This is a genomic window from Bacillus sp. J14TS2 (assembly GCF_018333015.1).
In the GTDB taxonomy this organism is placed as follows: Bacteria; Bacillota; Bacilli; order Bacillales; family Bacillaceae_C; genus Lederbergia.
Genome location: NZ_BORE01000018.1, coordinates 64,784 through 87,232, shown reverse-complemented (window position 1 = coordinate 87,232; position 22,449 = coordinate 64,784). Strand labels below are relative to the sequence as shown.

The following is a 22,449-nucleotide window of genomic DNA, read 5'->3' as shown; positions in this document are numbered from 1 at the left end:
AATTCCTGCTTCATCTATTGAATGAATAACTACATAATGTAAACAGTTATATGTAAGTAACAGACTCATATTGTTTTAATGATTATAAAACAACCTTACATATGTATTATACACCAAATTCGGCATGATGAATAGGTTCTTTTATGTATTTTCTCATCTGTTACACAAAAAACACATTGCTGTTACAATTTGATGTTCTATTCCTTCATTACCCCTAATAGATTAATTTTAAACAAGAACTTCCTTTTTTTTACTATCCCCAAAATCAATGGCTTCATACTGCATAATGAAAATCTTTCCCCTTAAACACAAATTGTGTAAGACAGCCTCTACTTTTTCCCAATCATATAATCAACATTTTCTGTATAAGTATTCCCTGCATTCCATAATAAAAATTCATCGATTCCTTCATCATAAAGGGCCTTTATTTGGTCTTCAATTTGCTTCTTACCATATACTTGATAATTTCCTGATCCTAAATAAGAAGCGGTGAAATCTTGCAACCACGGACGTGAGATCGGTGGATTTTTTAATTCTTCAAGTTTGGCGTTTTCGACTTTTGAATATTCTTTAACAAGTTTGTATGGTTCCAAATCAGGTTTTTCAATATCAAAATAAGAGGTCCAATGACTTGGATAAATCATTGATGATATAACATCAACGTTTTCAGATATCTTCTGGAAATTTTGGCCAATTCCTGGTGCTTCAGGAAGTGTAGCCGTATAACCAAATATATCCACAGATACTTTTACATTATATGGCGCAAGCTTCTCTTTTGCATAAGCAACAAAATCGGTTACGGCATGAACCCTTTTTTGAACATTATCCTCATCCATATCTTCATAATCGCCCAGACCATAAGTTAACGATTCATCTCTAGTTTCAAACCCTTCAGGAAAACGAACATAATCAAATTGGATTTCTTGAAACCCTAATTTAGCTGCTTCAATTGCAATCTCAACATTGTAATCCCAGACCTCTTTCATAAATGGATTAACGAAGGATTCCTTCTTCCCATTCGCCCATACCTCGCCTCCTTCTTTAAAAGATAGCTCTGGTTTTGCCTTCGATAGTTTGGAATCCTTAAAAACGACAATTCGAGCAATTGGATAAATTTGCTTTTCCTCTAAAGAATCCATCATCTTTTCAGGATCAGTTATGTAATCTTGGGATATATCCGCGTGTGGAGAATCTTTTGGTAATTTATATGTAACATCTCCCCAATCGTCCTTTATATCAATCACCATTGCATTCAGATCTGTCGAATCAATCATATCAACTAACTGATCAAAGCGACCTCCGCCAGCTGAATGTCCAGTGGCATAAACACCTCTCACAGCATCCGGATATTCAAACTCTCTCCCTGAATCATATACAAATCGTGGCATCACATCTGGAAGTATTTTATTATCAACTAATAATTCTCTCCCCTTCAAAGGTTGTATTGAAAATTTCGTTTCTGCAGCAGCTGTTATGGAAGTCAAACACAACAATACAGCAGCAATCCCCATAATCAGAGGTCCCTTTTTCCAATTCACTAACAATCTCTCCCTTTTAAATAAAATATCTATTTTTATCCCGAATCAACTGGCAGTATTGCCCCCCCACTACAACAATTCAAAGTAAAACAAGCATTGTAAGTGAGGGATTAACTGTCAGTAGATCCCCGATAGTTCAAGCCTGCAAGACATAGATCACAAAGGCATTGCAACGTATAGAACGTACTAGTGCAGGCCAAACGACAGGATGTTACAATCTTAGCCTTTGATCTTCTTCAATCAGTGGGAATAAAAAACCCTATTGATTGTGAGTTGAACTTTATCTTTTCTTGTTAGATTATGTCATTTTCATTCTAACAATATTTTTAGCTTAATTAAATAACTTTTCCCATTTCCTCTTGCTTGACGAGCAGTTTGGTACTTTGTACCTTGCTTGCTTGTCCCTCTATGAGCAGGTATAATGAGGGAATAATAATCTTATATGGTTCCTTTATACCTCTGATGGTTTAAGGTAAAACATTTCTTTTAAAATGGAAAAGAGCTAGTTGCTTAAGGAGGATTTTTAGATGAAAACAATTTTCTCGGGTATTCAACCGAGTGGCGTCATTACCCTTGGTAATTATATTGGCGCAATCAGACAGTTTATTGAGCTTCAAAATGATTATGATTGTTATTTTTGTGTAGTAGACCAACATGCTATTACAGTTCCTCAAGATCGATTAACCTTAAGAAAGAACATTCGATCTTTAGCTGCCTTATATATCGCCGCTGGTTTAGATCCTCAAAAGGCTACTTTATTTGTTCAATCAGAGGTCCCTGCTCATTCCCAAGCAGCTTGGATGTTGCAATGTATAGCTTATATTGGCGAATTAGAAAGAATGACTCAATTTAAAGATAAATCTGAAGGAAAAGATGCTGTCTCTGCTGGACTATTAACATATCCACCTTTAATGGCGGCAGATATTTTATTATACGGGACAGATTTAGTACCTGTTGGGGAAGATCAAAAGCAACATTTAGAATTGACGAGGGATTTAGCCGAGAGATTCAATAATCGTTACAATGATATATTTACTATTCCAGAGGTACGGATTCCCAAAGTAGGTGCTAGAGTAATGTCCCTACAGGATCCTACGAAAAAAATGAGTAAATCAGATACGAATCAACGTGCTTTCATTACAATGCTAGATGAACCTAAGCAAATCACAAAGAAAATAAAAAGCGCTGTAACAGATTCAGATGGAATTGTTCAATTTGATCAAAAAAATAAACCGGGTGTATCGAACTTGCTTTCCATTTATTCTATTCTTGAAAATAAAAGTATAAAAGAACTTGAAGAAATGTATGCTGGTAAAGGTTATGGGGACTTCAAAGCTGATTTAGCTGAGGTTGTCTTAAATTATATTACGCCTATTCAAGAACGCTTTTATCAATTAGTGGATTCAAAAGAATTGGATGATATTTTGGATGAGGGTGCTGCAAAAGCAGCTACAAAAGCAAATAAAATGGTGAAAAAAATGGAAAACGCCATGGGTTTGGGAAGAAAAAGAAGATAATTTGTTTTTTTAAGATTCAGCGCAAGCGGCCTGGTTAGCTGGCACTTGCGCTTTTGTTCTGGTCTAGGAATTTATAAATTTCCGGTTTGTGGATAACTAGCTTACCTTTGCAGTTGGTGTCTAGCTCCAGGCGCCATCGGCGTTGCGCCAGGACGGCGCGAACTTAGCCGATGTTCTGCATAATAACCTGAGCCAATGAAAGGCAAAGAACGCCTTTCTTTGTCTCAGAACATTTGCTTGTCGAAGGTAGCGGGCGCCTTGCGCTTTTCTTTGTTAATTTACTTTTGAGTCAGATTCCATTTCCCATAGCTTTTCAAAGAATGGTTGTCCTTTAATCATATTTTCACATAGCTTGAGATGTTTACTGGACCAGCCAACCTTTGTTTCCTCATAGAGGCATTCCCAAACTTCCTCAAATGGCATAGTTTGAATGTCCTGATACCGATGTGGCGCCCATTCAGTGTACCAATATCTTATTTCTGAGGTGTTTTTGGAGGCATAAAGCTGATCAAGAGCCATAAACATTAGATGCTTTAACTGCCTTTCTTTCCTAGTCAATCCAAACATTAACGTAGGTGCTGGTGCTAAAATATGATGCTCTTTTTTCCTATCAGTTTCCTTCCATTTATAGTGTGTCTTTTTACTTTGTTCTGTCATTTCATAAACGAGCTGCTCTTGACGGGGAATAAGCCTGCTTTTTCTTAGTGGGATATTATAACCAAGCGTATCAACAGCAATAATCCCTTTACGATCCGTTACAACAAAACAATTTTCTAGTTGAACTCGTTCATGATTTTTTCTTAAATATGCTTTTTTGTAAATATCATTCATTAATTGTTGTGGTAATTCTGCCATATTATTTTCAATGTAATGAAAGAGAGCGGTATCTATTAGTAATAAAGGCACCTGATCTAAAAGCTCGATCACATCTTCCCCTCTCCTCCATTCATGAAAATGGCAAACATTATAACCGCTCTCTTCCCCCTCGAACCAATTCACCCATACATCATGAAGATATAGCATTTTAATCCCTCACTTCATTACTATTTGTCAATCAGTATAGGCAGGCGAGAGTAAATTTATTCCTTTGGAATGGAATCATCCATTTTTCTATCTATATCCATTAGAGCAGAGGTGATCATGAAAATTCCTAAAGGAACTAAGTAACTTTCTGGTCGTTTCATTACAAAACTTATATAGTCCATCCAATTATTTCCCAACGCCATCAAATTTAAATACCCAATTAAACTAACTCCACCTGACACAGCTAAACAAAATCCCGTTAAAAATAGTATGGCTCTAAATATCATTGATTGGCACTTCCCCATATATTTTTTCCGACGTCCTAAAGGGCCGTATTGCCGCCTCTCATGAATTTGTTCTTAGGGTCATAGGATAGGGGATTTAATACATCCAACAGATTTGCAAGCTTATTCTATTGGTCAACTTGTCCCAATTCATATATATGCGCTGAAAACAGAGGTATACCTTTTCTAGTCAGATAGAAAGGAATTGTTTTCTATTAACTTATCAGAGGAAATTGAAAAAGTTTCTTTCATCGTGATCTGATTGTTTCGAATATACCCCCTTGCAATTTCGTACCCGATCGCATATCCCATCATATTTGGGATTCCTTTTCTACCCCCAAATAGTAAGTAATCATGCTTAGTATCATTTCTTTTGATCTGAAAAGATGGTAAATAAAATTTCTCCATCATTTCTCTTAATTTATCTTTTGTAAAGGCCTCGGTCCAAAAAGCGGTATATTTTTTTCCACAACTATTTAATACAGCTGTTTCGGCCAAGCCTTCAAATAAAATGGAATCTAATAAAGTATACTCATTTGTCTTCTTTTTATAGGCTGTCATTCTGGCTGCATGGTGATATTCATGAACAAACAGCGATTCTAATTGTTCATCACTTAAACCTGCAGAAATGAACAGAAAAATAGTGTCAGAAAAAGATAAACCTGCACGGCCTTGAAGTTTTTTCATAAAAAAATGACTATCCTGGTTTATTGGAAACAAGTATATATTTACACTTGGACCTTCCCATTTTTTTCGGTATGTTCGATAAATGTTCTCGATACGTTCCCAAACCTTTTCTTGCTTGAGTTGGTTAAATAAATGCAAACTTTTTTTCGATGGCTCATACATGCCAAATCTTAATAAATAGTGATAGAAATCATGCTCATCTTTAATTTCAGGGCGCGCTAACTTCCCCATTCTCCATGGCTCCTCAAAATACTTTTCTCCCCATTGATCTGTCTCCATTACCCCAATGTCTATTCCCCCTTAAAATCCACAAATCTAAACGATTAACTATGGAACAAAACTTATTACATTTTATTAAATAGTAAAAGAAGGGTGAATAAAAAAACACGACCACAAAGGCCGTGAGTTTCAATGGCATGATAACGCAGGTAATGCTGAACTTCGTTGGACCATTGGCCCAGTTTTTTCCCTACATATCGAAGCACTGTTTTAATCAACTGTACTTCAACGTATGAAACAGAAGCGTTTTTTTGTTGGCCAATCCCATTCATTCATAACCTTCGTTTTAAAATGAGGGTTGAATAGGATTGATCGAATGGTGCCAAATTTAATATTGACTTCCATCAAATCGTCAGCTTCTTGGATAAACATACATGAGTCATTCGTTTATTATCAAGCATTGAAAAAGTTGTTTTTCGTCCATTACTATTTTCCGTTGTGAAAAATGCTATGAAGAACATGCTTTTTTCAGCTTCTACCTGCTAAGAAAGAGGTATCTCTTTTACAGTTTGTGTAATTTGTCACTCATAGCCAAACAGATCTATAAAAACAAACAATCGTCCCCTACGAGAACTCATCCATCAACCGAGCTCTTTTGTAAAAATGCTATGAAATGATAGTTTAAAAGAGAAGTAGGAAGAAAAAAAGCAATGTATCTTACCTATGCGTTTAATGTGCCAACATATCACGGACCAATCCCGCTGCATCCATGTCAGAAGGATAGTATGTTGGCCAGTTTGTGACCTCTTCTAATAATTCTTCACGGTTATCTCCCCAATATAAATGGAAGTGGTACGAGTCTGTAGGGAAAATGTTATGATCACTAAACTGAATAAATTTTGGCATATCCTCTGATTCATCGACTAATTTATAAATGAAGCGAACCCCTCGATTGCCTGCTTCATACTCCAGAATTTCATACCCATCACTTGTGTATTCCCCTGACATTTCCTGACCATTTGTAAAGAAGGTAACCATGTTATTCTCAATCGTAATACGCTCTACATCGGTTTCGTAGCCGACTGTATAATAGTCTTTGTATTCTTCTGAAGTCATATCCCCTTCTTCAGCTTTATGTTCAAATACCTCGTCCAAATCTCCCTCTAAAAGATATGAATAAACAGATTGCCAATCTCCATCCCAATCTGATAATTCTCGCTCTTTCACTTGCTCATCTTCAAAGTATCCCTTGTAAATGTTTCTGCTTTCTTCATCATGTCCATGGTGATCATCAATTACTACAGTAACAGGGGCAGATTCTGCGTATATTTCATTGTCATTATCGTATAAAATAGCTTTGATTTCTAAACCATTAGTAACTGCTTCCCCTGTGAATGTTTCGTTTTCTTGCCCAGAGACGACTTCCCAATCGGACTGTTCATCTTCCTTCGTATGCCACTGCCAGTGGTCATAATCGACTTCATCACTAGGCACGGCAGCCAGCTCGATGGCATCTCCTGTATGATAGTGGTCAGCGACACCTTCTATATCTATCTCTCCAGATGTATGTACTTCTGTTTCCTCCTCTTCGGATTGATTACTGGTGGCTGTCTCTTCCTTCACATTTTGACAAGCCACTAAAAAAATACTTAAAGTCATTAAGCTTAATAAGTATATAAGAGTCTTCTTCAAATTTATCCATCCCCTTTTTTTTTAAAAACGTAAATCGTAACAGTTACGATTTACAGATTACACGCACTTGCATTTCTTGTCAAGCACCTTTTTTTCGTTTTTTCTTAAATACCATTTCTCATTGTAGGAATAGTGGTGGGTGGTTCAGAATTAAGGAAGGAATTTTCAAGTATTCGCTGATAAAAAATTGTAGCGAGGTTGTGAGATAACTAAAATGCAAAACACCAAAGACGAACATTGCATTTCCTTAGTAGAGGAAATATACCTAGACTCCTGTGGAAGGTCGGCGTCGGTCACAGGATGTGAGCGACGCCGAAGCTAAAACATCACGTTCGTCGGAAAATATCGGTGAGATCTCGGATCACGCCCGTCCTGGTGACAGGATCAAAGCACAATATCTTGTTGCTTCCGCCTAGTCCTTTTCAGGAACAGGGATTTATGCACCTTAGTAGTCGGGCTTTTTCTTCGTAGAAATACTTTTGTCCCAACCTCTGTATGGATATTGATTAGTGACCATTTCTTAGCAACAGACAAAATTGACTGTGTTATAAAACAGATATGCTGTTAATTTCTTCATAAAGACATAATCTAAATTGTTTACACTCATCTGGTTGATACCTAGGATTATCTGCTAAAATACTCCTCTTTTAACTTGTCCGTAAGTGGTTTTAATCGGCCTTCATCAATTAAGTAAACAATATCACATAGCTCCTCAATATCCTGATAGTTATGGCTTGTTAGCACCATTGTATGATCCTGCTCTTGTAAATGTTTAATAATCTCTTTAATATCATTATATGTCTTATAGTCCAGCGCATTAAAGGGTTCATCTAACACAACAATATCTTGATCTTCCATAATCGCTTGCGCAATACCAAGTTTTTGTTTCATACCAAGTGAATAGTCTTTTACCTTCGCTTTATTATCAGGATTTAGCCCGACAATTTTCATCGTTTCTTTGATTTTATTAATACCTATTTTTCCATTAATATCCGCAAGGAACTTTAAATTTTGCAGACCATTATAAAGACTAATATAACCTGGAGAGTTTATAAAAACACCTACATCTTCTGGGAAATCAATGTCTCTCCCTAAACGTTTATCTCTAATATCGACTGTACCTGTATCAGGAGCTGTAAATCCACAAATTACTTTAAATAACACAGACTTCCCACTACCGTTCCCACCAACAATGCCAACAGTTGTTCCTTTCTCAATCATCAAATTCACATTATCTAAAATCGAAACACTGTCATATGTTTTTGATACATTGTTTACTTGAATATCATAATTCATTTTTCATCCTCCTAATACCTTTTTATAACCATGAAACTTGATGTAAGCCCACTGAAGTAAAACACAACTACCTAAAATGAGCACTCCAATTTGAAATGTAACACCTGCTTGCCCAAGTATAAGGCTACTTCTAGCCATACTTGATAAACCTGTTGGAAAGTAAATCATCCATGTCACGGGAAATAAACTCAGCCCATTCGTTGCTAAAACAATTAAGAAAGCCATCGTGACATTCTTTTTCCAAGTAAACAGTATAAGGAATACGAAAAATTGAAAAAGGATGTCTAGAAACTTGAGTATGGATAGTTGAATCAAAAATACTGTTAACCCAGAAATTGATAGATTATTCATTACACATAGAACAACCCCGATTCCAATCATTAGCACCACATAAAACGTGATGAATACAGCTGTAATTTGTAAAATTGTCCGAACCCAATTACGTTTATATTTTAATCTTATGGTTAACCCCAAGCTTTGTTCATTACTGATTGACTCAATAAAGATAGCAAACAAATAGAGCGGTCCGCCATTTAAAATAAGCATTTCTATAAAACGAAGCATATGAAACTCATTTACGCCATGCCCGTAAAACATTGACAAGAAAAAATCTTCAGCATTTGGATTTTCCGCAAAAGAGATATTAATCATTCGCCATAAACTAATAAAAAGTAAAATCACAAGTAAAATTGCTGCATTCTTTTTAGTAAATAAATACCTTGCATAATAAAATGTAATGCCTTTTCCTTGCACCTTTATTGCCCAAGTAAGTCGTTTTCTCCAAAAATATTTTACAAGAATTGCAGCAACAATCAATAGCAGCAGCATCGATATTAAGCTCATCACAATTTTGCCATTTTCAGTAAAGTTATGATGAAGAATAATGTAATTATCCATAAAGAAAAAAGGAATGCGATTCAAACCTGGAACTTTAATTCCTAATGTCATAAAAAAATAAAGAGTGATCATGACAATTAAGACTATTTTTTTCTCTAGAAAATGATGAAGTAATAAGAAAACAATAAATAGTACTGTCAATCCAACAACCATATAGATAGCTGCTACACTTGAAGCAAACAATGGTGTATGAAAATACTTAGCGTATTCTATAAAAAGTTCTTCACTTCCTGAAAAATGATTCTTAATAAGTGAAAAAGAATTATCTTTCTGAAGTCCTATACCTACTAACATTATTGCAACAAATTGAAAACCAACAAAGCCTATTATATTTATAAAAAAACCTGACGCTTTCGCTAAAAAGTATTTCCAATAATAACGACTTCTGATTAAAACATAATCCATATCCTCTTCTAAACTCTTATATGTAAAAAGAAGAAATACTGGAATCATGAAGTAGGTTAAGTAATAATGCTCAGCTATCATATTTAAAATGAATTGCTCATAGGAAAGACTTGTATCCCGTCTTTCTGTGAATCCGAATAGGCAGCAACCAAATAATAGCAACAAAATTCTCCCATTGAAAAATTGCCGAACCTCTCGCAACATAATTGCCTTCATCCCGAACCCTCCTACGATGGATACACAGTCATTTTCTTTATTCTCTTAAAATACACCAATAATAAAACCATAAGAATCACTAAATGAAGTGGGCCACCCAGAAAAGAATAGCCGTTAATCACAGATGAGCTCACTGCAGTTGGATCAAATGCTGTTACTAAGCGATATTGTGGAATGCCAAGTACGGATAAAATAAAGTTTTCTAAAATTTCGTAAATAAAGGGGCCAGTTAAAATAATAAACAGATTTTCGACATAGAGAGATAATAAAAAGGCAAACGTTGAGATGAGTGCTGCTAATACCCCACGCCATACACTTAGTAATAATCCATAAACAAGTGGTTGATGTGCAAATAATTCCCCAAAGAAGTGGTTCGAAAGTATAGATGATGTAAGCTCTCCTGTTATAGGATCGAGTAATGTCAGATCAGGTATAATCTCCGGCTTTATATAAAGCGCGATAAGCACGCCCGCAAACATGATAATAAACATTGTTACCCCTGTACTTCCTGCCAGAACAATCCATTTCGATAATAAATATCTGTTCTTAGATATTCTTGGAAGGGTATAAATTAAAAAGTTGTCCTTTCGCTCATAGTAGACTAACCAACCTACTGGTAGTGTCGCAATAAGTGGAAATAAAAAAATAATATATTCCATTCCAACTTCCCATGCCTCAAGATCATATTCAAGTGAGTAATTCTTATACAATGTACTGGATAATATCATCGATGCCGCCGTCGCAACAAACAGCATAATAAGTACTGGCCACTTCACTTTCTTCCATTCAAGTAATAGTAATTTTTTCATTTTCTAAACCTCCTGCGGTTACTATAACCTTGATTGAAATGTTCTACAATACGTAAGAAACAGACAAGGGTTTTAGAGGAATCAATATTTTTCATTCCTCTAAAACCCTTGTTCATACTTATCCATTGATCGATCATTATGGTAGCTGCACACCAATTGTCACATAATTGCGACCATCGATTTCCAGATTACTCGTGATCAGCTTCCCTCCACATTGCAAAACAATCTGCTTCACATTATACAAACCGAAGCCTCTTGTTCTCGAATGAATATTTTTAGTCGTGTACCCTTTATCAAACATCTTTATAAACGTAGATTTTACAATATAACTATGTGGATTAGACACTTTAATTTCAATTTGTTCCTCCACACGATTAATTTGAACATAAATTTTATCATAAGGTTGACATGCTTCAATCGCATTATCGAGTAAAATTCCTAACACTTCAACAATCTCATATTCCTCTACATGTATTTGTTGAAAGCTTGTATGAATTTCTGTCTTCATTTGAATTTTTTTTAACTCCGCCATCTTCATTTTTGTATATAAAAATCCAGCAATGACTTTACTGTCACTTAATAACACTTCATTCAACTTGTCTGTCGTTACCACATTGTGTGTATATGTCCGAATTTGTTCTTTTGCACTCAACAAATCGTCTGCGGTTTCTACGATACTCGTAATGGCAAGTAGCTTGTTATTAAATTCATGTTGTCTTGCACGTATTTCGGATACCATTTCATCAATAACTGGAATATAATGCTCAATCGCATCCACGCGTTTTTCTCGTTTAACCGAATCGCTTTGCTCATATACAATCCACAGATTAATGATGATGACAAATGAAAAGGCAATGACAATATATAAGATATTCTTCAATAGAATCGTTGTATCGAAATTCACATAAATCACTATAAGTAATAGTGCAATGAGTGTGTTCACCAACATAACTTTTGCAAAGATACTTTTACGTATTGTGTATGAATTCAACAACATAATAGAGAGTTTATAATAAATGACCCCTGCTAGAAGCACTGTTAATACACGATATACATAAGAAGACAACATTAAATCCGGCTCCATAAAAATGCCGGTGACAACAACACTGAACATTCGAATCAGCATCCATAAAACAAATGTAAGAATTGTTGTAAATACAACAGCCACATTCGTCAACTTAAAAAATAAGCTGTTCAGTACGAGCATGGACAGGAGTAAAAATAACACCCCACCAAATGAATTCACTGGTAGAATATCATAATTTAGAAAATCAACTTGATTAAAGGAGATATTTGTAGCCGAAATAAATTCTAATCGTACAATGATACAAAAAAGTTGAAAGAGCAGAAACCAATATATGCTTTTTTTATCTAACTTTATCTGATGTTTTGCAATAAAGCTAGATAACAAATACATGGATAATGTATCCAAAAAGGTTTGCGCAAATAAATGAAAAAAGTCCATCATATATTCCCCAGCAATTGAGTTCTAAATTTATTTCCAATCGGTATCGATTGTTGAACATTCTTTAAAGCTATCTGCCCCTCTACCTTTGAAATCTGAACAATATAGCTTTTATTAATAATATAACTTTTATGGCATTGAACAAATTGAGCATCATTTATAAGTTCTAACATGCCTTTTAGCGTATAACCTGATATTTCTTCAATCGTTATACCATTTTGATCAGTTTGTAAATGAAGGGTCATCTTTTTTCTAAAAGACTCTATATAAATGATATCACTCAGATTATATTCAAATATATGACTTTTCTGCTCAATACGAATCGATTTTATCTTTTCACTAAAATGATTGCGATAATCGATTGCTTCTGAAATTGTTTGCTTTACTTCTTCCTTCGTAAAAGGTTTTATTAAAAAGCTATAGCATTTGATTTCTCGATAAGCGTTTATTTCTTCGTTTGCCAGAGCTGTAGCAAAAATCATTGGTGTGTATCGGTATTGTTCCATCGTCCTTAATTCTTTTGCCAATTTCGTGCCTTTATAATCTGTGAGTTGAATATCTAAGATGAATATATCAATTGAATTTTCCGTTGCAATCTCGAGCGCACTCATTGAACGATCTGTAGTATAAACTTCTACATCGCTCTCCACTTCTTGTATGCTGGAAATTATTAGCTTTTGTATGTTAATGTCATCTTCAACAATTAGTATGTTCATTCGTGTATCCACCTCGTATCTTTATATACGTAAACAATATTTTAAAAGGAGCCTTTTTACTTACATCTTAACTTTTTATTCTTACGGTTACCATCAATTTGGTTTATACACAACAAGAAAAAGAGATACTGCCAATGCAATATCTCTTTTTCTTACTCATATTTAATTAGCCCTCATTCAATTTTTTATATTAACCGGGTGAGGGCCGAGTTTTTTACTCATATTTTTTAAAAGCTATGGTGGCATTATGTCCACCAAAACCAAGGGAGTTACTAATTGCAGCAGTGATGTTAGCTGAGCGTGATTCGTTTGGTACATAATCCAAATCACATTCTGGATCAGGTGTTTCATAATTGATCGTTGGAGGCAGGATTCCTTCTTTAAGCGCCATTACAGTAAAAATAGCTTCTACACCACCTGCAGCTCCTAAGAGATGGCCTGTCATCGATTTAGTTGAGCTAATGGCTAATTGATAAGCATGGTCACCAAAAACAGTCTTTACAGCTGTTGTTTCAAATTTATCATTATAGTCCGTGCTTGTCCCATGCGCATTGATATATTGAATATCCTCAGGTTTCAATCCACCATCCTCGATCGCTATTTTCATCGATCTTGCGCCACCCTCACCATCTGGTGCAGGTGCCGTGATATGATAAGCATCACCAGTCGATCCATAGCCTACAATTTCAGCATAAATTTTGGCTCCACGTTCTAAAGCCTGTTCCAACTCTTCCAAAATTACAATCCCCGCACCTTCTCCAATGACAAAACCATTACGATTTAGATCAAACGGTCGACTCGCTGTCTGAGGATCAGGATTTGTTGTTAATGCCGTATTCGCACAGAATCCAGCATAAGACATTCGGGTAATCGGAGCTTCAGCACCGCCAGCAATCATGGCATCTGCATCGCCTCTTTGAATAGCCTTAAAAGCATCGCCAATTGAGTTCGTGCCTGTTGCACAAGCTGTTACAGTACATGAGTTAACTCCTTTTGCACCAAGATAAATGGACACTTGGCCAGTTGCCATATCCGGAATCATCATCGGTACAAAAAATGGACTTACACGACGATAGCCTCTTTTTTGAAATGTTTCGAATTGATTTTCTAATGTTTCCAGTCCGCCAATTCCAGAACCAATCCAAACCCCTACTCGGTCTGCATTCGTTTCATCAATCTTTAATTGTGCATCTTCTACTGCCATCATCGCAGAAGCTAATGCATAATGGGTAAATCGATCCATTTTACGGCCTTCTTTTCTCTCGATATATTTTTCAATATCGAAGTCTTTTACTTCTGCCGCTACCTTCGCAGAAAACTGCTCTGGGTCCAATCTCGTTAAAGGTCCCACACCAGATTTTCCAGCAATAACATTCTCCCATGATGTTTTCGCGTCATTCCCTACAGGAGAAATAGCGCCTATCCCTGTTACTACAACTCTTCTTTTCAATTTTTCCAGCTCCTTTAATAAAAAAAGAAGGATAATTGCGTGTTCAAAAAGGAGGATAAAAAAGACCAAGTCAGTTAAAAGTGCTGACGTCCTGCCAGCAACACCGACAGGCAAGCCAACGAGGTTGTGGTGACTTCGTGGTTCGACATAGGACGTGTCGGTACTTAGTCAAAGATCCCTATCTCAAAGTGTTATTTTTACCAGACTTTTTGAACATCCTCTATAAATTATTAATTTTAATGTTCCTGATTTTGTTTGTCTAGCTTTAGGCGGTAGAGTTTGAGGTCAAATATCAGAATACAGCACCCTTTCGACTTGGAAAGTATTTACTTACCGCTATCCCGCAGGACGTGATGAGCTTAGCTGAGTTCCCGTTTCAACCGTCTTCCGCTTTTATTGTTATTTCCCCCACTTCATAACAATGGCACCCCACGTAAGACCTCCGCCAAAACCTACCATGACGACGACATCCTCTTCTTTAATCTTTCCAGATTCTAAGTCGTCATACAAGGAAAGTGGGATGGAAGCAGATGAAGTATTTCCATATTTATGAATAGTTTTTGACATTTTTTCTAATGGTAATTCCAAACGTTCTCTAGAAGCTTCCATAATGCGGATATTAGCTTGATGCGGAATTAAGAAATCAACATCATCTTTCGTAAGACCAGCTTTTTCGATCACATTGACGGAAGCATCACCCATTTTGCGTACCGCAAACTTGAACACTTCTCGGCCATTCATCATAATATGTTGATCTTGATACAAATATTTGCCACCAGATCCATCTGCCCCTAATTCAAAAGCTAGAATGCCTTTGCCCTCGGAAACAGGGCCTAAAACCACTGCACCAGCCCCATCACCAAATAACACAGCTGTATTGCGATCATCCCAATCCGTAATTTTCGATAATTTCTCTGCACCTACTACTAATATATTTTTATATGAACCTGTTTCAATAAACTGCTTAGCTGTTATCATACCATACATAAATCCCGCACAGGCAGCGCTAAGATCCATAGCTGCAGCATTTTTACAACCTAGTCGTTCTTGGAGAATACAAGATACCGTAGGAAACGGCTGATCTGGTGTTACTGTTGCGACCATAAGTAAATCAATCTCCTCTGGTAACACATCAGCATCCTCCATAGCTTGCTTTGCAGCTTGATAGGCCATATCGGAAGTATTTATATCATCTGAAGCGATCCTTCTCTCTTCGATTCCTGTACGAGTACGAATCCATTCATCAGAGGTATCCACCATTTGCTCTAAATCTTTATTTGTTAAAACTTTCTCAGGAGTATACTTACCAATCCCAATTATTCCAACACCCATCCTGTGCCCCCACTTTCTAAATACAAACATTATCATCATATATTAAGACTTGGTACTAAGTATACCATCATACATTTTCATTGTAAATTGCCTGTATTCGCCAGACGCTTTCCTGCCCTCTTTTGATTTGTAAGACTAATTCACTTATATACTTCGTCATTTAATTAGCTTTCCCTCTTTTTCCATAAAGTGAAACTTCATTCAGTGGGTTTTTTTCATCCCCACTGAATGTAAAGGATCAAAGGCTAAATTCGCAGCATCCTGTCGTTTCGCCCGCACTAGTACGTCTTGTGCGTCGCAACCCCTTTGTGACCTGCGTCCTGCAGGCCTGAACCAATCGGGTATTTATTGGCAGTTTGCCCCTCACTTACAATTCTCGTTTCCACCTCAAATTCTTGGAAGGGGGTCTTACTGCCAGTTATTAATTCGGGATAAATAAAACCAGTAAATGATTGGGCAACAAACTATTTTTACTTAAAGGTGTCCTCCTTACGATTCTTCGTTTTGTATTCTCTCTTCTATGTGTCGACACATAGAACTAAGTATTTTCTTGCTTTCAATATTTCTGATCCATCCACTTTTTTCGTTCTCTCTAAAATAAATATCTTCATTGTCCATGTCTCTTCCTATCATAATGTGATATTCCAACACACCCCCACCCATTTTAATTCTATCTTCCTTGATTTTCTCTATTTCTTGAGAAAATGTTGAATAGGAGCGCTGTATAGTCAATGGCTGAATAAGCACAAGCGGCGTTCGAGCCTGCAATTCATTCAGTTTTTTTAAAATAGAAAGTAATGCATCGTGTACTTCTGTTTTCTGCCGCGAATAAAAGTCAATTAAGGGGACAATGAGCATTAAGGCTTGATTATCGGAAATATTTTCATTTTCATGTAAAGGGGCATAATGTAAGTTCGCATTCCTTCCAATAAATAACCATTTTTCTTCCTGCTCAGTTGTTTGCCATTGATTAAAATCCATTGCATTCACTTGATAACCTTGTTCCAGTAATTCTTCACATAGCTTAAATCCATATTGTTGCCGTGCTCCTAAAACAATAGCAGATTTCATTGTTTTTTCATCTCCCTATTTGCACTGTTATTATTAGACTATGCATATTCCCCCTCTCTTTATCTTTATTACAACAATCCTTTAAAGTTCATTGGCCCATCATCACTGTGGAAGGTTTCACTTTATTAATTTTTATCGCTATGATATGATTGAATTATTCATGTATCAGTTATTCATTATAGGAAAATAGACTAATTTTCGGAGGATGTAATATGAAATTCGTTATGACCTTTGTATGGGCCTTCATTCTTGGACATGTAGTGAGTTATGTTATTAGCTCTATGAATAGTACTCCATATGAATTTGGAACTGCGTCCATTTTTGGTGTTGTGATCTTTGTTTTGGTTTCCTTAATCGGGGCAGTATCAGTATCACCACAACCAGCTAGCGAACGTTAAGAAAACTCGCCATTTTTTGGCGAGTTTTTTGATGTTTAGGCATTTGTAAAATTCTAGCATGAAGATAACTTGCTTATGTTGCGGTCGATGCCTTGCTTCAGCTCCTATCCTCTCAAAGATCGCAGAAGCAAGTCCATCGGCGTTGCGACGTACAGGATGTACTAGTGCAGACGTATCGATTGTCGTCGCGTTTGAGTCTGCCACCAGGACGGCGCGAATTTAGCCTTTCTTCTTACATCAAGGCGCTTGCGCTTTTGTTCTTGTTAAGGAAACTATAAAATTGTCGCTTGTGGATAACTGTTTACATTGCGGTTGATGTCTAGCTCCAGGCGCCATCGGCTCGAGGTCAAATAACCTGAGCCAATGAAAGGCAAAGAACGCCTTTCTTTGTCTCAGAACATTTGCTTGTCGCCGATAGGCGGGCGCCTTGCGCTTTTCTTGTTAGGCATTGACTGCATTTCTGATTATAATTTCCTCGTCTTCTACATCGATTTTCAAGGTAGTAAAAGGATGGACATGCCCGGCAATTATTTCTTTTGCCAGTTTTGTTTCGATATGACTTTGCATATATCTTTTGAGCGGACGAGCACCATATATTGGATCATATGCTGCCTCAGCAATAAAACGTTTTGCCGCCTCTGTCATTTCTAATTGTATATTTTGTTCATTTAAACGTTGCTGTAGTTCATTAGCTAGTTTCTCTACAATGCCCACGATATTATTAAATGTAAGTGGTTTGAACAAAATGGTATCATCTATTCTGTTGAGGAATTCTGGTCGAAAGGCAGTTCGTAATTGCCCCAATACAAGCTCTTTTGTTTTTTCGTCAATTTCTTCTTGATCCCCTTCACGTTCCAGTAGGTGAGCTGAACCAATATTGGAAGTCATAATAATCACTGTATTTTTAAAGTCAATCCGTCTTCCCTGAGAATCGGTAATCCGTCCATCATCCAGCACTTGTAATAAAATATTAAATACTTCAGGATGCGCCTTCTCGATTTCATCCAATAAAATAACAGAATAGGGTTTTCTACGGACGGCCTCTGTTAGTTGTCCCCCTTCTTCATAGCCAACATATCCAGGTGGTGCCCCGATTAAACGTGATACGGCATGTTTTTCCATGTATTCGGACATATCAATACGAATCATATGCTCTTCACTGTCAAATAGAGTTTCTGCTAAAGCCTTTGCCAATTCTGTTTTCCCCACCCCTGTAGGTCCAAGGAAAAGAAATGAACCAATCGGTCTATTCGGATCCTTGATCCCTGCTCTTGCCCGGAGAACTGCATTACTCACAAGTTCAATCGCTTCATCTTGTCCTATCACACGCTTATGCAAAATGGATCCCAATTTTAATAATTTCTCTCTTTCCCCTTCAACCAATTTCATGACAGGGATACCCGTCCAGCGTGAAACAATTTCAGCAATTTCGTCTTCCGTAACCTCTTCTTTCACAAGGCGGTTTTCATCTTCTTGATGTGCAATCACTCTCGCTTCCATTGCTTGCAACTCTTTTTCAATTGCTGGAATTTTCCCATGGCGGAGTTCTGCGGCACGGTTTAGATCATATTGATTTTCAGCGTCCTCTAACTGTCTGCGGAATTTCTCTAATTCCTCTCTTTTTCCCTGAAGTTGTAAAATTTCATCTTTCTCAGCTTGCCATTTCGCCTTCATTTCATCCGCTTTTTCTTTTAGATCTGCTAATTCCTTCTGCAGAATTTCGAGGCGTTCTTTGCTTGCTACATCCTCTTCTTTCCGAAGAGCTGCTTCCTCGATTTCCAATTGCATCACTCTTCTTGTTACTTCATCAAGCTCTGTTGGCATCGAATCAATTTCTACTCGGATATTAGCACAAGCCTCATCTACAAGATCGATTGCCTTATCTGGAAGGAAACGATCGGTTATATAGCGATCAGATAGGGTCGTTGCAGCCACTAAAGCCCTGTCATGAATATTGACCCCATGGTGAATTTCAAAACGTTCTTTTAACCCCCGTAAGATAGAAATCGTATCTTCTGCAGTTGGCTCTGTGACTAGTACTTTTTGAAAACGGCGCTCTAAAGCCGCATCTTTTTCAATATAAAGTCGATATTCATCTAAGGTGGTTGCACCAATGCAGTGCAGCTCTCCCCGTGCCAGCATTGGTTTTAACATATTGCCGGCATCCATTGCTCCCTCTGTTTTTCCAGCTCCTACAATCGTATGAATTTCATCAATAAATAGAAGAATCGCTCCTTTACTTTTCTTCACTTCTTGTAATACAGCTTTTAAGCGTTCTTCAAATTCACCTCGAAATTTTGCCCCTGCAATTAAGGAACCGATATCCAGAGAAAAAATGGTTTTATCCTTTAGTCCTTCTGGTACATCTTTCCTGACAATTCTTTGCGCCAGCCCTTCAACAATCGCTGTTTTCCCAACACCCGGTTCTCCAATTAAAACCGGGTTATTTTTTGTTTTTCTTGATAAAATCCGTACAACATTCCGTATTTCCTGGTCGCGGCCAATAACAGGGTCAAGCTTCCCTTCCTTTACTTCTGCAACAAGGTCTCTTCCATATTTTTTCAATACTTCATACGTTGCTTCAGGGTTTTGTGAAGTCACATGCTGTCCTCCTCTAATCCGGTCAATTTCATTTTTTAGATTTTTTTCTGTGATCCCTTTTTGAGCTAAAAATTTGTATATTTCATTGTAAGGCAGCTTCATTAAAGCTAAGGCCATATGCTCGACAGATACATACTCATCGTCCATCTTTGCTTTCACTGTTTCTGCCGTCCGCACTAAATTCTGGAGGTCCGAACTAAGATACTGTCCGCCTTTTATCCCTTCCCCTGTCACTTCAGGTTTTGCTGCAATATACTGATCAATTTGTTGCTGAATTTCACTTTTCCCTATTCCTAAACGTTCATATAAACCAGCCAATAAGCTATCATTTTTCTCTAATAAGGCATACCATAGATGAATAATATCCAGTTCAGGATGATTCTCCTTTATGGCTTTTTGCTGTGCCTCAACAAAACCCTCCTGCATGGTCATCGTCATATTGCTTAGATCCATCTAATCACACCCTCTCGTTCATTCGCTCTTATCTTTTCCTTACGAAAAACAGCGGAAGGCTTCCAAAAGGAGCTTTCCGCCATTCTGTCAATGAACTTAACTAACGTACTCAATACTCGGTTAGTCTTTTTTAGGATATACCCAAAGCGATTTTTGCATAACGTGACATTTTATCTTTTGACCAAGGTGGACTCCAAACGATATCGACATCAAGTTCTTTCACCTCAGGTATATCCGCAAGTGCAGCATTCACCTGATCAACAATAACAGGGGCTAATGGACAGCCCATTGATGTTAATGTCATCGTCACTTTGGTTGATCCATTTTCATCCATATCAACATCATACACCAATCCTAGATTGACAATATCAATACCGAGTTCAGGGTCAATCACTTGTTCTAGTGCACCAAATATATTTTCTTTCAAAGCTTCATCCATGCTTTTTTCCTCCTTTTAGAAGTGTTACCTTGCTTCTATCATACCAAAATAGTCAAAAAATCAAACTAAAATGATCTCAAGTTCTATATCCTATATATTTATTGCAGTATCATGTTGAGGAGATAAATGTTCGTCAAACCAATCCACTGTTTTTAAAAGCGCCTCACGGCTTACCTTATGCCCTGTTTTCTCCTCTATAATAAATTGGAGATTGGCAGGTACTTCTGTATATTCCTCTTTGTGTTTCTTATAAAAGTCATATGTGGGCTGAAATGGCACAATCGGGTCTTGTTTTCCGTGCCAAATCAATAGAGGTCGTTGTGCTAGTTTTTCTGGGCTCACACTCAAATCGAATGGTTTTAAAGTTTCATATTCATGCTCCAACTCTTCGTCTGAAAAGGGAAGCTGTATCCCCGCTTCTTTTAATTGTGCAATTTGCCCTCTTGCTAATTTCTCATAATTAGGACTTCCCATTAAGGAAACAGCTACTTTAATCCATTTATACTGTGTCAAGGCTCCAAAAGTAATTATGCCACCCATTGAAGTGCCAACAAGTCCGACATTCTCAGCTTCAGCCAGTTCTTTATCAACGAATTCGTTTTTTATCTCTTCTAATTCAGCAATTGTCTGTACAACGATTCTCCAAAACTGGAACATCATTTCTTTGCGGGTTTGCTGATTATTTCTTTCACCATGAAGATCAACATCCGGTAATACGACCCGGAATCCTTTTTCTGCCAATAAATAAGCAAAGTGAAGATTATGCTCTTTTGCGGATGTAAATCCATGAATAAAAAACACCATCGGTCGAACAAGATTCCGATGCTCGCTCTTTACGACATGGAGAAGTGGAATATTTTTTACCATTTCATTATGAATCTCAATCATGCTGGTTCCCCTTTACAAAATTGACTTTCAAGTATCTTCATCTTATCACTATAACGATTAAGTGCCAAATGGTGTGCTGTTTTACCTGTCTTTTCCCAAATAGTGATTGTACTTTTCAGATAAAATCGGTACACTTAAGAAAATTAACCTCGCCTTTATTATATTTTAGCGATAGGAGTGATTCGGGATGACAGTAAAACTATTTGCAGACAGTGCATCTGATTTGCCATTATCATATTTTCAAGAGCAAGATATTCACTTAATTCCTCTCCAAGTTCATGTAAATAACAATAATTATTTAGATTTGGAAACCATAACACCGAATGAAATATACAAAGAAATTCGTGCTGGGAAAATGCCCAAAACGTCTCAAGTATCCCCCCAACGATTCCAGGAATTATTTACGAATTTAGCAAAACAAGGGCAGAAAGGGTTGTATATTGCTTTTTCTTCTGAATTATCGGGTACTTACCAAACTGCTGTTATGATCCGTGACCAGGTAAAAGAAGAATACCCAGAATTAGACCTAACAATTATTGATACAAAATGTGCCTCTATTGGCTATGGATTATGCGTAAAAGCAGCAGCTGAACAATTGAAAGCCGGTTCTACACTAGAGGAAATCATTGCCGATGTTGAATTTCATTGTCAACATATGGAACATTTATTTACAGTTGAGGATTTAGATTTCTTGGCAAGAGGCGGCCGACTATCCAAAGCTTCAGCCTTTTTAGGTGGATTACTAAATATTAAACCTCTTCTTCATGTCGAGAACGGAAAACTCGTTCCAATTGAAAAAATTCGTGGAAAGAAAAAATTACTAAAGCGAATGCTAGATGTGATGGAGGAGCGCGGTGTCAACTTGCAAAATCAGACGATTGGGATAAGCCATGGGGATGATGAAGAACTGGCCCTCGAAATGAGAAAAATGATTGAAGCACGATTTGGCACAAAAAATTTCTATATCAATATTATTGGCGCTGTGATCGCTTCCCATGCTGGTCCAGGTACATTAGCGATTTTTTTCTTAAACAGTGAACAAGCATAATATCT

The 22,449-nt window shown here is 37.0% G+C and carries 20 protein-coding genes; 3 read left to right on the top strand and 17 right to left on the bottom strand.

Annotated features, from left to right (window positions below; translation table 11 throughout):
• Nucleotides 1-329: 329 nt before the first annotated feature.
• Nucleotides 330-1,511: a putative glycoside hydrolase gene (locus KI375_RS22630; RefSeq protein ID WP_212975678.1), complete on the bottom strand. Its 1,182-nt coding sequence runs from the start codon at nucleotides 1,509-1,511 to the stop codon at nucleotides 330-332.
• A gap of 554 nt (nucleotides 1,512-2,065) precedes the next feature.
• Here KI375_RS22630 and trpS point away from each other — a divergent pair.
• Nucleotides 2,066-3,055 carry a tryptophan--tRNA ligase gene (gene trpS / locus KI375_RS22625; RefSeq protein ID WP_212975664.1) on the top strand — a complete coding sequence of 330 codons (990 nt, stop codon included), beginning with the start codon at nucleotides 2,066-2,068 and terminating at the stop codon, nucleotides 3,053-3,055.
• A 273-nt stretch (nucleotides 3,056-3,328) separates the two neighbouring features.
• On the opposite strand, the gene KI375_RS22620 is transcribed toward trpS, so the two are convergent.
• The 13 genes from KI375_RS22620 to KI375_RS22560 all read right to left on the bottom strand — a co-directional run bounded on the left by KI375_RS22620 (nucleotide 3,329) and on the right by KI375_RS22560 (nucleotide 16,617).
• A complete protein-coding gene (locus KI375_RS22620; protein ID WP_212975663.1) occupies nucleotides 3,329-4,078 on the bottom strand; it encodes a YjbA family protein in 750 nt (249 codons plus the stop codon).
• A gap of 56 nt (nucleotides 4,079-4,134) precedes the next feature.
• Entirely contained in the window at nucleotides 4,135-4,365 is a 231-nt protein-coding gene (locus KI375_RS22615; protein ID WP_212975662.1) for a YuzI family membrane protein, read from the bottom strand.
• A gap of 183 nt (nucleotides 4,366-4,548) precedes the next feature.
• Nucleotides 4,549-5,280, bottom strand: a complete 732-nt coding sequence (locus tag KI375_RS22610; protein ID WP_212975661.1) for a DUF2268 domain-containing putative Zn-dependent protease — start codon at nucleotides 5,278-5,280, stop codon at nucleotides 4,549-4,551.
• Nucleotides 5,281-5,393: 113 nt separating this feature from the next.
• Complete coding sequence (locus KI375_RS22605; protein WP_212975660.1) at nucleotides 5,394-5,600, bottom strand: hypothetical protein; 207 nt, start codon at nucleotides 5,598-5,600, stop codon at nucleotides 5,394-5,396.
• 397 nt (nucleotides 5,601-5,997) lie between these two features.
• Entirely contained in the window at nucleotides 5,998-6,960 is a 963-nt protein-coding gene (locus KI375_RS22600) for a ZinT family metal-binding protein (RefSeq protein ID WP_244852970.1), read from the bottom strand.
• 624 nt (nucleotides 6,961-7,584) lie between these two features.
• Nucleotides 7,585-8,256, bottom strand: coding sequence for an ABC transporter ATP-binding protein (locus KI375_RS22595; RefSeq protein WP_212975659.1), 672 nt, complete (start codon nucleotides 8,254-8,256; stop codon nucleotides 7,585-7,587).
• A 3-nt stretch (nucleotides 8,257-8,259) separates the two neighbouring features.
• Complete coding sequence (locus tag KI375_RS22590; protein WP_212975658.1) at nucleotides 8,260-9,774, bottom strand: hypothetical protein; 1,515 nt, start codon at nucleotides 9,772-9,774, stop codon at nucleotides 8,260-8,262.
• Between the two features lie 11 nt (nucleotides 9,775-9,785).
• Entirely contained in the window at nucleotides 9,786-10,583 is a 798-nt protein-coding gene (locus KI375_RS22585) for a hypothetical protein (RefSeq protein ID WP_212975657.1), read from the bottom strand.
• 136 nt (nucleotides 10,584-10,719) lie between these two features.
• Complete coding sequence (locus tag KI375_RS22580) at nucleotides 10,720-12,048, bottom strand: sensor histidine kinase (RefSeq protein ID WP_212975656.1); 1,329 nt, start codon at nucleotides 12,046-12,048, stop codon at nucleotides 10,720-10,722.
• A complete protein-coding gene (locus tag KI375_RS22575) occupies nucleotides 12,048-12,764 on the bottom strand; it encodes a LytR/AlgR family response regulator transcription factor (RefSeq protein WP_212975655.1) in 717 nt (238 codons plus the stop codon). The genes KI375_RS22580 and KI375_RS22575 overlap by 1 nt, the downstream gene beginning before the upstream one ends.
• Before the next feature lie 214 nt (nucleotides 12,765-12,978).
• A complete protein-coding gene (gene fabF / locus KI375_RS22570) occupies nucleotides 12,979-14,214 on the bottom strand; it encodes a beta-ketoacyl-ACP synthase II (protein WP_212975654.1) in 1,236 nt (411 codons plus the stop codon).
• 399 nt (nucleotides 14,215-14,613) lie between these two features.
• A complete protein-coding gene (locus tag KI375_RS22565) occupies nucleotides 14,614-15,546 on the bottom strand; it encodes a beta-ketoacyl-ACP synthase III (RefSeq protein WP_212975653.1) in 933 nt (310 codons plus the stop codon).
• Nucleotides 15,547-16,035: 489 nt separating this feature from the next.
• Nucleotides 16,036-16,617 carry a hypothetical protein gene (locus KI375_RS22560; protein WP_212975652.1) on the bottom strand — a complete coding sequence of 194 codons (582 nt, stop codon included), beginning with the start codon at nucleotides 16,615-16,617 and terminating at the stop codon, nucleotides 16,036-16,038.
• A gap of 212 nt (nucleotides 16,618-16,829) precedes the next feature.
• Between KI375_RS22560 and KI375_RS22555 the strand changes: the two genes are divergently transcribed.
• Nucleotides 16,830-17,015, top strand: coding sequence for a YjzD family protein (locus KI375_RS22555; RefSeq protein ID WP_207450895.1), 186 nt, complete (start codon nucleotides 16,830-16,832; stop codon nucleotides 17,013-17,015).
• Between the two features lie 441 nt (nucleotides 17,016-17,456).
• On the opposite strand, the gene clpB is transcribed toward KI375_RS22555, so the two are convergent.
• The 3 genes from clpB to KI375_RS22540 form a co-directional block, all read right to left on the bottom strand.
• A complete protein-coding gene (gene clpB / locus KI375_RS22550; RefSeq protein ID WP_212975651.1) occupies nucleotides 17,457-20,069 on the bottom strand; it encodes an ATP-dependent chaperone ClpB in 2,613 nt (870 codons plus the stop codon).
• Between the two features lie 130 nt (nucleotides 20,070-20,199).
• Nucleotides 20,200-20,508, bottom strand: coding sequence for a metal-sulfur cluster assembly factor (locus KI375_RS22545; RefSeq protein WP_207450893.1), 309 nt, complete (start codon nucleotides 20,506-20,508; stop codon nucleotides 20,200-20,202).
• Nucleotides 20,509-20,598: 90 nt separating this feature from the next.
• Nucleotides 20,599-21,396, bottom strand: a complete 798-nt coding sequence (locus KI375_RS22540; RefSeq protein ID WP_212975650.1) for an alpha/beta fold hydrolase — start codon at nucleotides 21,394-21,396, stop codon at nucleotides 20,599-20,601.
• Between the two features lie 187 nt (nucleotides 21,397-21,583).
• Here KI375_RS22540 and KI375_RS22535 point away from each other — a divergent pair, with 187 nt between their 5' ends.
• Nucleotides 21,584-22,444 carry a DegV family protein gene (locus KI375_RS22535; protein ID WP_212975649.1) on the top strand — a complete coding sequence of 287 codons (861 nt, stop codon included), beginning with the start codon at nucleotides 21,584-21,586 and terminating at the stop codon, nucleotides 22,442-22,444.
• Nucleotides 22,445-22,449 lie beyond the last annotated feature (5 nt).